The sequence below is a fragment of the Streptomyces sp. NPDC087844 genome (genome assembly GCF_044742785.1).
In the GTDB taxonomy this organism is placed as follows: Bacteria; Actinomycetota; Actinomycetes; order Streptomycetales; family Streptomycetaceae; genus Streptomyces.
Genome location: NZ_JBIUVD010000012.1, coordinates 87,333 through 102,452 on the forward strand (window position 1 = coordinate 87,333; position 15,120 = coordinate 102,452).

Below are 15,120 nucleotides of genomic sequence, written 5' to 3' on the forward strand. Positions count from 1 at the left end.
CCTTCCGGCGGGCCGCGTTCGTCGGCTACCGGGCGGTGGGGGCTTGTCGCGCAGTTCCCCGCGCCCCTGGCAAGGGCTGCGCCTCTGAAAGGAGTGGGCGACGGGCTCCGTAGACTGGGGGGGTGAGTGAGCTTCCGCAGGACAGCAGTGGGTCCGATCCGTTCGATGCGATCGTCGAGGCCGAGACGGAGCGCGATCCCGATCTCGCCGTGATCGAGGCCGGCAGCCGCACCCTGCGTACGCAGGGCCCGGCGCCGCAGTCCGACATTCCCGGGCGCCCGGACGACCCGGAGGCCGACAAGGCGCTGCGCCAGGTCGAGACCGAGCTCGCCACGCGGTGGGGCGAGACCAAGCTGGAGCCCTCCGTGGCCCGGATCTCCGCGCTCATGGACGTACTGGGGGAGCCGCAGCGCGCGTACCCCTCGATCCACATCACCGGGACCAACGGCAAGACGTCGACCGCCCGCATGATCGAGGCCCTGCTCGGCGCCTTCGAGCTGCGCACCGGCCGGTACACCTCGCCCCACGTCCAGTCCATCACCGAGCGGATCAGCCTGGACGGGGCGTCCATCCCGGCCGAGCGGTTCGTGGAGACGTACCAGGACATCAAGCCGTACGTCGAGATGGTCGACGCGGCCCAGGAGTTCCGCCTCTCCTTCTTCGAGGTGCTCACGGGCATGGCGTACGCGGCCTTCGCGGACGCGCCCGTCGACGTGGCCGTCGTGGAGGTCGGGATGGGCGGCAGCTGGGACGCCACCAACGTGATCGACGGGGATGTCGCCGTGGTGACCCCCATCGATCTGGACCACACGGACCGGCTCGGCGAGACCCCGGGGGAGATCGCCAAGGAGAAGGCCGGGATCGTCAAGCAGGGTGCGACGGTGATCCTCGCCCAGCAGCCCGTCGACGCCGCGCAGGTGCTCCTGAAGAAAGCCGTCGACGTCGATGCCACCGTGGCCCGCGAAGGGCTTGAGTTCGGCGTGATGAGCCGGCAGGTCGCGGTCGGCGGGCAGCTGTTGACGCTCCGCGGTCTCGGCGGGGAGTACGAAGCGGTGTACATCCCGCTGCACGGGGCGTACCAGGCGCACAACGCGGCCGTGGCGCTCGCCGCCGTGGAGGCGTTCTTCGGCGTCGGGTCGCAGCGGCCCGAGGCGCTCGACATCGACACGGTCCGCAAGGCCTTCGCGTCGGTCACCTCGCCGGGACGGCTGGAGGTCGTGCGCAAGTCGCCGACCGTCGTACTGGACGCCGCGCACAATCCGGCGGGCGCCCGCGCCACCGCCGAGGCGGTGCAGGAGGTCTTCGACTTCAGCCGGCTGATCGGCGTCGTCGGGGCGAGCGGCGACAAGAACGTACGGGGGCTGCTCGAAGCCTTCGAGCCGATCCTCACCGAGGTCGTCGTGACACAGAACGCCAGCCATCGCGCGATGGACGTGGACGAGCTGGCAGGTATCGCCGTCGAGGTGTTCGGGGACGACCGCGTGCAGGTCGAGCCCCGGCTGGACGACGCGCTTGAGGCCGCGATCACGCTGGCCGAGGAAGAGGCCGAGTACGCGGGCGGCGGCGTCCTCGTGACCGGTTCCGTCATCACGGTCGGCGAGGCCCGGCTGCTGCTGGGAAGGGGCTGAGCCGTGCGGACGCTGTGTGCTTCGACGCTGATCGGTGAGTTCTTCGTGGTCGGGTTCGCCGGACTCGTGGCGATGAAGGATCCCGATCTGTCCATGACCACGGTCTGGACGGTGAGCGGGATCGCGATGGTGCTGTGTCTGCTCCTGTGCGGGGTGATCACGCGGCCGGGGGGTGTCCAGCTGGGCTGGGGTCTGCAGGTGCTGCTGATCGCGAGTGGGTTCGTGGTGCCGGTGATGTTCTTCCTCGGCGCGGTTTTCGCCGCGCTGTGGTGGGCCTCGGTGCACTACGGGCGGAAGGTGGAGGAGGCGAAGGCGCGGTTCGCCGCGCAGGCGGGGGTGGGTGGGTAGTCCGGGGTTCCGTCGCTGCCTCGGGGCGGTCCCCCCGGTCCCCCCGGCCCCCCCGGACCCCCTGGTCCCCCCCCCGGACCCCCCGGACCCCCTGGTCCCCCTGGTCCCCCGGGCCCCTGATACCCCGGGCCTTCTGGTGGTTCTCCGGGCTCCCAGATTGCAGGGCCCCAGATTCCCGGGGCCCTGGTTTACCGGGCCCTTTGGTTCCCCGGGCCTCACGGGTGCGGGTCCGGTGAGGGCTGGTCGCGCAGTTCCCCGCGCCCCTGAGCGGCGGGGCTGCGCCCGCGCCACCCCGAGCCCTTGAAGAGAGGCGGGGGACTGCGCCCGCGCCACCCCGAGCCCTTGAAGAGAGGCGGGGGGCTGCGCCCGCGCCACCCCGAGCCCTTGAAGAGAGGCGGGAGTCTGCGCCCGCGCTACCCCGAGCCCTTGAGAAGTGGCGGGGGGCTGCGCCCTCGCTACCCCGCGCCCCTGAGAAGTGGCGGGTCTGGGTCCACGCCGTCTCTTCAGCCCGGCCGCGGATCCTCCGCCCGGCCGGAATCCTTCAGCGCGTCCGCTGTCTTTCAGCCCGTCCGGCGTTTGAGGACGAGCGCGCGAGCGCGAAGGGGGCCGGGGGCGGAGCCCCCAGGAACACGCCCTGTAGCCTCGTCATCCGCACATCTGTGACCTGAAGGAGCCACCACCGTGAGCCAGCGCACCCTCGTCCTTCTCAAGCCCGACGCGGTCCGTCGCGGCCTGACCGGCGAGATCATCAGCCGTATCGAGCGCAAGGCCGGCTGGCAGATCACCGCGCTGGAGCTGCGCACGCTGGACCAGGAGACGCTGGAGCAGCACTACGGCGAGCACAAGGGCAAGCCCTTCTACGAGCCGCTGGTCACCTTCATGGCGTCCGGCCCGGTCGTGGCGCTGGTCGTCGAGGGCGAGCGCGTCATCGAGGGTGTACGGGTGCTCGCGGGTCCGACCGACCCGATCGCCGCCGCCCCGGGCTCCATCCGTGGTGACTTCGGTGTGATCGTCCGCGAGAACCTGATCCACGCCTCGGACTCCGAGGAGTCCTCCGAGCGCGAGCTGAAGATCTTCTTCCCCGGTCTGGTGTAGGCGCGCGGCCGGCACCGGTCCGACGGGCGGGGCCGTCTCATTCGGAGGCGGCTTCCCCCTCCGGGCCGCGGCGACCCGGTCCGTGGTGAAAATCTTGTGAAGCGAAAATGCCCTGAAGTTTTGTCAGGCAGGTAGCGTCTGACCTGCGGCCCGCACACCATGGGACGCACAATGAGGGCCGTCTGCGGGCATATGCGTGCCGATCGGGGGAACGCGTGCCCCCGATGGCCCGTCTCCAGAAGCGAGGCGGCGCGTCATCTGCTGACAATGGCGAAGACCCTCGCGCAGTGTTCGTGCAGGCGAGACTACGATGGAAGCCTTCACGTCACAGCGCTCACCCTCGCCATCCTGAAAAGCCATCAAAAGCTCCACTTGGGAAGGCCAGACGAATCCTGATGGGGAACTCAATGTCGTTCATCGGCCGTGACATGGCTGTCGACCTCGGGACCGCCAACACGCTGGTGTACGTCAGGGGTCGCGGGATCGTACTCAACGAGCCGTCCGTCGTCGCGATCAACACCAACACCGGTGGCATCCTCGCGGTCGGCGCGGAAGCGAAGAAGATGATCGGGCGGACGCCGGGCAACATCGTTGCCGTGCGGCCGCTGAGGGACGGTGTCATCGCCGACTTCGAGATCACCGAGCGCATGCTCCGCTACTTCATCCTGAAGATCCACAAGCGGCGCTACCTTGCCCGTCCTCGCGTCGTCGTCTGCGTGCCCTCGGGTATCACGGGCGTCGAGCGCCGTGCCGTCATCGAGGCGTCGTCCCAGGCCGGCGCCCGCCAGGTGCACATCATCGAGGAGCCCATGGCCGCGGCCATCGGCTCCGGCCTGCCGGTCCACGAGGCCACGGGCAACATGGTGGTGGACATCGGCGGCGGCACCACCGAGGTCGCGGTCATCTCGCTCGGCGGAATCGTCACGGCACAGTCCATCCGGGTCGCCGGCGACGAGCTGGACAACGCGATCATCCAGCACATCAAGAAGGAGTACTCGCTCCTCCTCGGTGAGCGGACGGCCGAACAGATCAAGATCACGATCGGTTCCGCGTACGACCTCGACAATGACGAACACACCGAAATCCGCGGTCGGGACCTGGTCTCCGGCCTTCCGAAGACCGTCGTGATCTCGGCGGCCGAAGTCCGCAAGGCGATCGAGGAACCGGTCAACTCGATCATCGACGCCGTCAAGACCACCCTCGACAAGTGCCCGCCCGAGCTGTCCGGCGACGTCATGGACCGCGGGATCGTGCTCACCGGCGGCGGCGCCCTGCTGCGCGGCCTCGACGAGCGGCTGCGGCGCGAGACGGGCATGCCGATCCACATCGCCGAGGACCCGCTGGACAGCGTGGCGCTCGGGGCCGGCAAGTGCGTGGAGGAATTCGAGGCGCTCCAGCAGGTGCTGGACGCCCAGCCGCGCAGATGACGTAACTCTTCGATTCCGCCGTACGAGATGAGCCCTTCTCGTACGGCGGATCGTCGATATCGAGGCATAAGCTCCCCCATACCATCCGCGGGTTCCGCCCGGTCGGGCGCCGGTCGGGCGCTCTGGGGTTCTTCGGGGTTTCCGGGGTTTTCCGGGGTTCCCCAGGACCTTCAGGGCCCTCGGGGCCCTGTTGGGTGAGCCATACATGAATTCCGACGAGGAAGGCACGGCCGTCGCACGTGAGGGACACACGAGAGAGCCGGCTGCTCCTGGTGCTGCTGATCGCCATCGCGTTCGCCTTGATCACGGTGGACATCCGCGGGGGCGAGGACTCCCCGGTCGACGGCGCCCGCCGTGGCGCCGCCACGGTCTTCGGCCCGATCGAGGACGGGGTGTCGACCGCCGTCGACCCCGTCGGCAACGCGATCCAGGCCGTGAAGGACTCCGGTGACCGCCACGACCGCGTCACGCGACTGGAGCGCGACAACGCCGAGTTGAAGGCGAGACTGGGCAGCGACGACCGCAACCGCAGCCGCGGCGCGCAACTCGACAAGATGCTCAAGACGGCGGGCGCCGGGCAGTACGGCATCAAGGGCGCCGAGGTCATCGCCATAGGAGCGGCCCAGGGCTTCTCCTGGACCGTCACCATCGACGTCGGCGCGAACGACGGCATCAAGCGCGACATGACCGTCCTCAACGGAGACGGACTGGTCGGGCGCGTCACCACGGTCGGCCCCGGCACCGCCACGGTCCTGCTCGCCAACGACCCCGACTTCACGGTCGGTACGCGCATGGAGTCCACCGACGAACTCGGCTTCGCCTCGGGCCAGGGCGACCGCCCGCTGCGCGTGGAACTGCTCAACGGCAAGGCCAAGATCAAGAAGGGCGACCGTCTTGTCACCTTCGGCTCCCAGGCCGACAAGCCGTTCGTACCCGGCGTGCCCGTCGGCCTGGTCTCCCGCGTCGACCCGTCCGGCGGCGACCTGACCCGCACCATCTACGTCACGCCGTTCGTCTCCTTCTCCAAGCTCGATGTCGTCGGTGTCGTCGTCCAGGCCCCGCGCAAGGACCCGCGCGACGAGGTGCTGCCGCCCAAACCCAAGCCAACACCCAGGCCGACCGTGACGGTGACGGTCACACCCTCGGCCGACGTGCCCGCCGACGGCCTGCAGCAAGAGCAGTAGGAGCTGACTTCCCCATGCGCTTCAACCGAATGCTGCTCTCCGCCACACTGGTGATCGTCGCCCTGGTGGTCCAGGTCAGTGTCCTGGCCCGGCTGCACCTGCCGGGCGCCGTGCCGGACCTCCTGCTGCTCACCGTCCTCGGCCTCGCCCTGGTCTACGGCCACGTCGGAGGCGCCCTCGTCGGCTTCGGCGCGGGCCTGCTCGCCGACCTGGCCCCGCCCGCCGACCACGCCGCCGGCCGCTACGCCCTCGTGCTGTGCGTCATCGGCTACCTCGCCGGACTCGCCAAGCCCGACAACGGCCAACTCAAGTCCGCCACGGGCCCCATGGCCGTGGTCGTGGCCGCCTCGATCGGCTCCACCCTCCTGTACGCGGGAGTGGGCGCCCTCGTCGGCGACACCGCCGCCCGCCATGTGGGCCTCGGCAGCCTGCTCTTCACGGCCGCCCTGTACGACCTGCTGCTCGCCCCGTTCGTGGTCCCCGGCATCATGGCCCTGGCCCGGCGCGCCGAGAGCGATCCGCTCGCCGACACCGGCGGCTCCGGCAAGTCCACCGACGTCGCCGCGGGCTGGATCAGCTCCGGCACGGGCCTGCGCATCGGCAGCCAGCGCGGCGGACTGAGAGTCAAGGCCGCCAGGGCACGGATGGCCCGGGCGGGACGCATCAAGGGGGTCAAGCGACTGTGACCAACATTCCTGAGACCGGCCGGACCCCGCGGGTCCAGATCCGGCTCATCGTCATCCAGATCCTCGTACTGTCCCTCCTCGGCACCCTCGGCGGACGCCTCTGGTACCTCCAGATCCGCAACGGCGACGAGTACGCCAAGGAGGCGTCGGGCAACCACGTCCAACAGGTCGTCAGCCCCGCCGTGCGCGGCTCGATCCTGGACGCCCGGGGCGTGCCGATCGCCGACAACGAGACCCGGCTCGTGGTCTCCGCCTCCCGGACCGACCTGCTGAAGATGAAGGACGACGGCGACGCCGTCCTCGCCAAGCTCGCGGGCGTCCTCGGCATGAAGGCCGCGGACGTACGGGACAAGGTCCGGCTGTGCGACGCGAAGACGCCGCAGCCGTGCTGGAACGGCTCGCCCTACCAGCCGATCCCCATCACCGACGAGGCCACGCCCAAGCAGGCCCTGCAGATCCGCGAGCGCGCCGAGGACTTCCCCGGCATCACCGCGGAGCCGCAGGCCGTGCGCCGCTACGCCGCCCCCGGCAAGGCCAACACCGCCCAGGTCCTCGGCTATCTCTCGCCCGTCACCGACGAGGAGATCACCAAGGCCGAGAACACCGACTCGCCGTATCTGCGCTCCGACCAGGTCGGCCGCTCCGGCCTGGAGCGCCAGTACGACAAGCAGCTGCGCGGCAAGGCCGGCGTCACCCGCTACGAGGTCGACAACCTCGGCCGGGTCATCGGCCAGGCCGAGAGCGACGAGGCCCAGCCCGGCGCGAACGTCGTCACCAGCATCGACTCCCGCGTCCAGCGCGTCGCCGAGTACGAACTGAACGAGGCGATGAAGGTCGCCCGCACCGAGTTCGACAAGAACACCGGCGAGAACTACAAGGCCGACTCCGGCGCGGTGGTCGTCATGGAGGCCAAGACCGGCCGGGTCGTGTCCATGGCGTCCAACCCGTCCTACGACCCGAACGCCTGGGTGGGCGGGATCTCCGGCAAGGACTACACGGAGCTGACCGGCAAGGCCTCCAACTACCCGCTCCTGAACCGCGCGATCCAGGGCCAGTCGGCCCCCGGCTCGATCTTCAAGGTCATCCCGACGGCCGCCGCCATAAACGCGGGCTACTCCTTCGACGGCCCCTACCAGTGCGCCGCCTCGTACTCCATCGGCGGCCAGGTCTTCAAGAACTTCGAGTCCAAGGGATACGGCCCGATCAGCCTCGGCCGCGCCCTTGAGGTCTCCTGCGACACCGTCTTCTACGGCCTCTCCCACGCCGAGTGGAAGAAGGACGGCGGCATCAAGCCGAACAAGAACGCGAAGGACTGGTTCTACAAGACGGCCCACCAGTTCGGCCTCGGCAAGGAGACCGGCATCGACCTGCCGAACGAGGTCGCCGGCCGCGTCCCCGACCGCAAGTGGAAGTCGGACTACTGGAAGGCCAACAAGGACGCCTGGTGCAAGTACGGCAAGAAGGGTGGTTCGTACGCCCAGCAGATCGCGTACGAGAACTGCCTCGAAGGCAACCGGATGCGCGCCGGTGACTCCGTCAACTACTCGATCGGCCAGGGCGACACCCTCGTCACACCGATACAGATGGCGACGATCTACGGGGCCATCTCCAACGGCGGCACGCTGTACAACCCGACCGTCGGCAAGGCGATCGTCAGCCCGGACGGCAGGACCGTCCAGGAGATCGAGCCCACGTCGCACGGCAAGCTGCCGATGACGAAGAAGACCCGCGACGAGGTAGACGGTGCCCTCGCGGGAGTCGCGACCCGCGGTACGGCCGCCTGGAGGTTCGGCGGCTGGCCGCAGGACGAGATCCCGATGCACGCCAAGACGGGTACGGCCGAGGTCTACGGCAAGCAGACGACCTCGTGGTTCGCCACGTACACCAAGGACTACACGGTCATCATGACCATCTCCCAGGGCGGTACGGGTTCCGGCGCCTCGGGCCCCGCCGTGCGCAAGATCTACAACGCGCTGTACGGGGTCTCCGAGGACGGCGAGATCGACAAGAAGAAGGCGCTGCTCTACACGCCGCAGAAGAACCTGCCGAAGGTCCAGAAGGACGGGTCGATCGACTCCCCGAAGGCCGAGGTGTACCCGCCCAAGGCGGAGGAGCAGGCGACCGGGGAAGGGCAGCAGCAGGTGGCGGGCGACAACCCGGCCGCCACCGTGCCGAACACCGGCACCGGTACCAACCGGGACACCCGCAGGCGCTCGGCGCGCCGCTCGAAGAAGAGGCGGAGGTCGCTCGTATGACCGGCGGAAGCGGCTTCTCCGTCTCCGGATACGGGCCCGAGCGCGCCAGTTGGACACGGGTGTTCGCCCGTGACTCGCTGGCCCGCAGGCTCGACTGGCCGATACTGTTCGCGGCCATCGCGCTCTCCCTCATCGGCGCGGCCCTCGTCTACTCGGCGACCCGCAACCGCACCGAGCTCAACCAGGGCGACCCGTACTACTTCCTGTTCCGGCATCTGCTCAACACGGGCATCGGCTTCGGCCTGATGATCGGCACGGTCTGGCTCGGCCACCGCACCCTGCGCACGGCCGTACCGATCCTGTACGGGCTCTCCGTCTTCCTCGTGCTGCTGGTGCTGACCCCGCTCGGCGCGACCGTCAACGGCGCCCACGCGTGGATCATCGTCGGCGGCGGCTTCTCGCTCCAGCCCTCCGAGTTCGTGAAGGTCACGATCATCCTGGGCATGGCGATGCTGCTCGCGGCCCGGGTCGACGCGGGCGACAAACCGCACCCGGACCACCGCACGGTCGTGCAGGCGCTCGGCCTGGCCGTCGTACCGATACTGATCGTCCTGCTCATGCCCGACCTCGGTTCGGTCATGGTCATGGTCATCATCGTGCTCGGTGTGCTGCTCGCTTCCGGCGCCTCCAACCGCTGGATCTTCGGCCTGATCGGGGCCGGCGCGCTCGGGGCGATCGCGGTCTGGCAGCTCAAGATCCTCGACGAGTACCAGATCGCCCGCTTCGCCGCGTTCGCCAACCCCGCGCTGGACCCGGCGGGTGTCGGCTACAACACCAACCAGGCGCGCATCGCGATCGGCTCCGGCGGACTGTTCGGCACCGGCCTCGGCAAGGGCTCGCAGACCACCGGCCAGTTCGTGCCCGAGCAGCAGACCGACTTCGTCTTCACGGTCGCGGGCGAGGAGCTCGGCTTCGTCGGCGCCGCGCTCATCCTGGTCCTGCTGGGCGTCGTCCTGTGGCGGGCCTGCCGCATCGCCCGCGAGACGACGGAGCTGTACGGGACGATCGTGGCCGCCGGGATCATCGCGTGGTTCGCCTTCCAGTCGTTCGAGAACGTCGGGATGACGCTCGGAATCATGCCGGTGGCGGGGTTGCCGCTGCCCTTCGTCTCGTACGGTGGGTCGTCGATGTTCGCGGTGTGGGTGGCGGTGGGTCTGTTGCAGTCGATCAGGGTGCAGCGGCCCATGTCGGCGTAGCCGTTCCACCGGGTCGAGCCGGAGGGGCGCGGTGGTTTATTCGCGTGCGGGTCGTTCCTGACTGAGCGCGAAGTTCCCCGCACCCCTTACGGGGCCTAAATTCAGGTCATGGCGGACATCAAGCGTGAGATCGAGCGTAAGTACGAAGCCGATGAGAATGCCGGGTTGTCGGATCTGCCGGATCTGACGCGGGTGCCGGGCGTCTCGGCCGTCATCGACAAGGGCGTCGCAGAACTCGACGCCACCTACTACGACACGGCCGACCAACGCCTCGCCGCCGCGTCGCTCACCCTGCGCCGCCGCACCGGCGGCGACGACGCGGGCTGGCATCTGAAACTCCCCGTCTCCGACGGCGTACGGGACGAGGTCCGCGCCCCGCTGTCCGACACCGTGCCCCCTGCCCTCGCCGGACTGGTCCGCTCCCGGGTGCGCGACGCCGAACTGGTCCCCGTCGTACGGCTGCTGTCCGCCCGGGACGTCCGCCACCTCGTCGACGGGTCCGGGGGCCTGCTCGCCGAGGTCAGCGTCGACCGCGTACGGGCCGAGCGGCTCAGCGGCGGCGACGGCACCGCCCGGTGGACCGAGATCGAGGTCGAGCTGGCGGACGACGGCGACCCCGCCTTCCTGGACAAGGTCGAGAAGAAACTGCGCAAGGCCGGCGTCTCCCGCTCCAAGTCGGCGTCAAAGCTGGTCAGGGCGCTGGGGGAGACGGGCCGCAAGGCGCGCAAGGAGGCCGTCGTGGCGGCGGCACCGGTCACCGCGGGCGACCACGTCCTCGCGTACGTCCGTGCCCAGCGCGACGCGATCGTCGAACTGGACCCCGCCGTCCGCCGGGACGTCTTCGACGCCGTGCACAGCATGCGGGTCGCCACCCGCAGGCTGCGCAGCACGTTCCACTCGTACGGCAACGTGCTGGATCGGGATGTCACCGACCCGATCCGCGACGAACTGAAGTGGCTGGCGGGGGAGCTGGGCGTCGACCGCGACCAGGAGGTCCTGACCGAGCGGCTGACGGCGGCCCTCGCCGGACTGCCGCGCGCCCTGCTCGCCGGCCCCGTCCGCGGCCGGCTGCGCACCTGGGCGCACGCCCGCCGGTCCGGCTCCCGGCGCCGCCTGATCGCGGTCCTCGACGGCGGTCGCTATCTGAACCTCCTCGTCTCCCTCGACGCGCTGCTCGCCACCCCGCCGCTGCGGGAGGCCGCCGCGGACACCACGGGGAAGGCGGTCACCAAGGCGGTGCGCAAGGACTTCGACAAGCTGTCCGGCCTGGTCGGGCGGGCCGTCGACCTGCCGCCCGGGGAGGACCGCGACCTCGCGGTCCACGAGGCCCGCAAGAAGACCAAGCGCACCCGTTACGCGGCCGAACTCGCCGCTCCCGTCCTCGGAGAACCCGCGAAGAGCCTGGTGAGCGACATGAAGTCCCTCCAGGGCCTGCTCGGCGGACACCAGGACAGCGTGATGGCCAGGCAGGCCCTGCGCGACCTGGCGGCCCAGGCCCACGAGGCAGCCGAGAACGCCTTCACATACGGGGTCCTGTACGGCCGCGAGGAGCGCGTCGCCGCATCGGCGGAGGCCGATCTGCCGGGGACGTGGGAGACGATCAGGAACGGGACGACCGTCTAGGGAGCCCCCGCAAGGGGCGCCCGCCAAGGGCGCTCCGAGGGGCGCGGAGAACTGCGCGGCCGGCCACAACGGACCCGCGGACGCGCCACGGCCCGCTGCGGCACGTCCAGTGGAGTGCTCGGGCGGCCGGGCGGGGCGTGCCCGCAGGCACGTTAGGCTGGAAAGTCATCCCCTGTCGGCTCGCAAAGGTTCGTGAGATGTCTGCCGAAACCGCTGTGTCGGTCTTTCCACAGCTCGAAGCTCTGCTCCCGCATGTGCAGAAGCCGATCCAGTACGTCGGCGGAGAGCTCAACTCCACGGTCAAGCCCTGGGAGGACTGCGACGTCCGCTGGGCGCTCATGTACCCGGACGCGTACGAGGTCGGACTGCCCAACCAGGGCGTCATGATCCTCTACGAGGTCCTGAACGAGCGTGAGGGCGTCCTCGCCGAGCGCACGTACAGCGTCTGGCCGGACATGGAGGAGCTGATGCGCAAGCACGGCGTCCCCCAGTTCACGGTCGACGGCCACCGGCCCGTGAAGGCCTTCGACGTGTTCGGGCTGAGCTTCTCCACGGAGCTGGGCTACACGAACATGCTGACCGCGCTCGACCTCGCCGGCATCCCGCTGGAGTCGAAGGACCGCGGTCTCGACGACCCGATCGTGCTGGCCGGCGGCCACGCCGCCTTCAACCCCGAGCCAATCGCCGACTTCATCGACGCGGCGATCATCGGCGACGGCGAGCAGGCCGTGCTGGACATGACCGAGATCATCCGCGCCTGGAAGGCGGAGGGCCGGCCCGGTGGCCGCGAGGAGGTCCTGTTCCGCCTCGCGAAGACGGGCGGCGTGTACATCCCGGCGTTCTACGACGTCGAGTACCTCCCCGACGGCCGTATCGGCCGCATGGTCCCCAACAAGTCGGGCGTCCCGTGGCGCGTGTCCAAGCACACGGTCATGGACCTGGACGAGTGGCCGTACCCGAAGAAGCCCCTCGTGCCCCTCGCCGAGACCGTCCACGAGCGCATGTCGGTGGAGATCTTCCGCGGCTGCACCCGCGGTTGCCGCTTCTGCCAGGCGGGCATGATCACCCGCCCCGTCCGTGAGCGCTCCATCACGGGCATCGGCGAGATGGTCGACAAGGGCCTCAAGGCGACGGGCTTCGAGGAGGTGGGCCTGCTCTCCCTGTCCTCGGCGGACCACTCGGAGATCGGCGACATCGCCAAGGGCCTCGCGGACCGGTACGAGGAGGACAAGGTCGGCCTCTCCCTGCCGTCCACCCGGGTCGACGCGTTCAACGTCGACCTGGCGAACGAACTGACCCGCAACGGCCGCCGCTCCGGCCTGACCTTCGCCCCCGAGGGCGGCTCCGAGCGCCTGCGCAAGGTCATCAACAAGATGGTCTCCGAAGAGGACCTGATCCGGACCGTCTCGACGGCGTACGGCAACGGCTGGCGCCAGGTCAAGCTGTACTTCATGTGCGGCCTGCCGACGGAGACGGACGAGGACGTTCTCCAGATCGCCGACATGGCGACGAGGGTGATCGCCGAGGGCCGCAAGGTCTCCGGCCAGAACGACATCCGCTGCACGGTGTCCATCGGCGGCTTCGTCCCCAAGCCCCACACGCCGTTCCAGTGGGCCCCGCAGCTGTCGGCGCAGGAGACGGACGCACGGCTCGGCAAGCTCCGCGACAAGCTCCGCGGCGACAAGAAGTACGGCCGCTCCATCGGTTTCCGCTACCACGACGGCAAGCCCGGCATCGTGGAGGGCCTGCTCTCCCGCGGCGACCGCCGCATCGGCTCCGTCATCCGCGCCGTCTACGAGGACGGCGGCCGTTTCGACGGCTGGCGCGAGTACTTCTCGTACGACCGCTGGATGCGGTGCGCCGACAAGACGCTCCCCGCCTTCGGTGTGGACGTCGACTGGTACACCACCCGCGAGCGCACCTACGAGGAGGTCCTGCCCTGGGACCACCTCGACTCGGGCCTCGACAAGGAGTGGCTCTGGCAGGACTGGCAGGACGCGCTCGACGAGACCGAGGTCGAGGACTGCCGCTGGACACCCTGCTTCGACTGCGGGGTGTGCCCGCAACTGGACCTCGACATCCAGGTCGGCCCGACCGGCAAGAAGCTGCTGCCGCTGACGGTCAAGAACGCCGCGACCGCCACGGCCGGCGGGCACAGCCACTGAAACGGGTTCGAACACGGGCGTGATCCGGGACGGGCGTGATCCGGGGCGAGCATGCACGAACGCTTCGTTCCCGGACCGTTCGTGCATCCATACGGACAGTTGACGCGTCCGTATGGGTATGGACCTGGAGAAGTCGCCGCAGCCCGCGCCGCCCGTGATGCCCGCGCGGCAGCGGGACGCCGCTCCTGAGGGATGTCTCACCGTCGCCGTCCGCATCCCGGTGCGGATCGTGGTGTTCGTGCTGATCGTGCCCGTACGGATGGCCTGGGACGCGCTCGTCGTCTGCGGCCGGCTCCTCGACGACACGCTGTTCCGGCCGCTCGGCCGCGCGCTCATGTGGGTGCTCGCGCCGGTCGGACGGGCCCTCGTGTGGCTGCTGGACGGCGTCGCGACCCTCGTCGCATGGCTGTTCACCGGCCTCGGGTACGCGCTGAAGTGGCTGTGCATGCTCCTGTTCGTCTGGCCGTGGGTGGGGCTGTGGCGTTACGTGGCCGTGCCGGTGGGCCGGGCACTGGCCTGGCTCGGGCCCGTGCTGCTGGTCGTCCCCGCCCGCTGGCTGTACGAGCGGCTGCTGACGCCCCTCGGCCACGGCATCGTGTGGACGCTGCGGGGGCTCGGAGCCGGCTGCGCCTGGCTGTGGCGGATGGCGGTGCTCACCCCGGCGGGCTGGCTGTACCGGGCCCTGCTCGCGCCGACCGGGCGAGGTGTCGCGTGGGTCGCCGCGGGGCTGTGGTCCGGGCTGGTGTGGGTCTCGCGTGGACTGTGGGCGGGAGTCGTGTGGATTGCCCGCGGGTTGTGGGCGGGCATCACCTGGGTCGGCGGGGGACTGTGGGCCGCCGTGACGTGGGTGGGTCGAGGGCTGTGGGCCGGCATGACATGGGTCGGCCGCGGGCTGTGGGCCGTGGTGGTCTGGCTCGGCAAGGCCGTCGGGACCCTCCTGCGGTGGATCCTCGTCGTACCCGCCGTCGCCCTGTGGCGCTGGGTCCTCGCACCGGTCGGACGAGGCATCGCCGTCATCGCGCGGGAGATCGGCGAGGCCCTGGGGCACGCGTGGCGCGTCGCCGGACACGTGTCCCTCGCCGTCGGCCGCTTCCTCGGACGACTCCTCCGGTGGATCTTCGTGGAGCCGGTGCGGTGGGCGTACGGGAGTGTTCTCACTCCGATGGGGCACTTCGTGCGTGACGTCTTCTTCAAGCCCGCGGCTCAGGCCGCGCGGAGCGTGGGCCGCGTCACCCGGCAGGCCCTGACGAGCGCCCGGGAGACGGCACGGCAGACCAGGGCCGACATCCGGCGCGCGCTGTTCGGCGCACCGCGCGAACCCGGGCCCGTACCACTGGCAGGACCTCGCTCCGAGCCGGAGCCGGTACGCCTGGTCGAGCCCGGTGGGCCCCTGCGGAGCACGCCCGGCCCCTCCCGAAGGGAACACACGGGCGCCGACACACGTACTCTAGGTAGTAGTACGACCGCACTCACGAAGGACTGAACGACACTGGGCAAGCGACAGCCCGAAGGC

General features: G+C 70.0%; 11 protein-coding genes. All 11 read left to right on the forward strand.

Annotated elements, in window-relative coordinates; all coding sequences use genetic code 11:
• Positions 1–122: 122 nt before the first annotated feature.
• The 11 genes from ACIOKD_RS23490 (at position 123) to ACIOKD_RS23540 (ending at position 15,090) form a co-directional block, all read left to right on the forward strand.
• Complete coding sequence (locus tag ACIOKD_RS23490) at positions 123–1,628, forward strand: bifunctional folylpolyglutamate synthase/dihydrofolate synthase (RefSeq protein WP_402087221.1); 1,506 nt, start codon at positions 123–125, stop codon at positions 1,626–1,628.
• A 3-nt stretch (positions 1,629–1,631) separates the two neighbouring features.
• On the forward strand, positions 1,632–1,976 hold the full coding sequence (locus tag ACIOKD_RS23495; RefSeq protein WP_402087224.1) for a DUF4233 domain-containing protein: 345 nt from the start codon (positions 1,632–1,634) through the stop codon (positions 1,974–1,976).
• Between the two features lie 681 nt (positions 1,977–2,657).
• The gene (ndk, locus tag ACIOKD_RS23500) at positions 2,658–3,071 is read left to right on the forward strand and encodes a nucleoside-diphosphate kinase (RefSeq protein ID WP_402087226.1); all 414 of its coding nucleotides are present in this window, start codon (positions 2,658–2,660) and stop codon (positions 3,069–3,071) included.
• A gap of 407 nt (positions 3,072–3,478) precedes the next feature.
• Positions 3,479–4,498, forward strand: a complete 1,020-nt coding sequence (locus tag ACIOKD_RS23505; protein WP_383684754.1) for a rod shape-determining protein — start codon at positions 3,479–3,481, stop codon at positions 4,496–4,498.
• A gap of 239 nt (positions 4,499–4,737) precedes the next feature.
• Positions 4,738–5,682: a rod shape-determining protein MreC gene (gene mreC / locus ACIOKD_RS23510; protein WP_402087231.1), complete on the forward strand. Its 945-nt coding sequence runs from the start codon at positions 4,738–4,740 to the stop codon at positions 5,680–5,682.
• Positions 5,683–5,696: 14 nt separating this feature from the next.
• Positions 5,697–6,368 (forward strand): rod shape-determining protein MreD, encoded by a 672-nt coding sequence (gene mreD, locus ACIOKD_RS23515; protein WP_402087234.1) that lies wholly within the window; start codon positions 5,697–5,699, stop codon positions 6,366–6,368.
• Positions 6,365–8,623 carry a penicillin-binding protein 2 gene (mrdA, locus tag ACIOKD_RS23520; RefSeq protein ID WP_402087236.1) on the forward strand — a complete coding sequence of 753 codons (2,259 nt, stop codon included), beginning with the start codon at positions 6,365–6,367 and terminating at the stop codon, positions 8,621–8,623. The genes mreD and mrdA overlap by 4 nt, the downstream gene beginning before the upstream one ends.
• Positions 8,620–9,819 (forward strand): rod shape-determining protein RodA, encoded by a 1,200-nt coding sequence (gene rodA / locus ACIOKD_RS23525; RefSeq protein WP_402087238.1) that lies wholly within the window; start codon positions 8,620–8,622, stop codon positions 9,817–9,819. The genes mrdA and rodA overlap by 4 nt, the downstream gene beginning before the upstream one ends.
• A gap of 108 nt (positions 9,820–9,927) precedes the next feature.
• A complete protein-coding gene (locus ACIOKD_RS23530) occupies positions 9,928–11,442 on the forward strand; it encodes a CHAD domain-containing protein (protein WP_402087240.1) in 1,515 nt (504 codons plus the stop codon).
• A gap of 197 nt (positions 11,443–11,639) precedes the next feature.
• Positions 11,640–13,607 carry a TIGR03960 family B12-binding radical SAM protein gene (locus tag ACIOKD_RS23535; protein WP_402087243.1) on the forward strand — a complete coding sequence of 656 codons (1,968 nt, stop codon included), beginning with the start codon at positions 11,640–11,642 and terminating at the stop codon, positions 13,605–13,607.
• A 118-nt stretch (positions 13,608–13,725) separates the two neighbouring features.
• The gene (locus ACIOKD_RS23540; RefSeq protein ID WP_402087572.1) at positions 13,726–15,090 is read left to right on the forward strand and encodes a hypothetical protein; all 1,365 of its coding nucleotides are present in this window, start codon (positions 13,726–13,728) and stop codon (positions 15,088–15,090) included.
• The last annotated feature ends 30 nt before the right edge of the window (positions 15,091–15,120 follow it).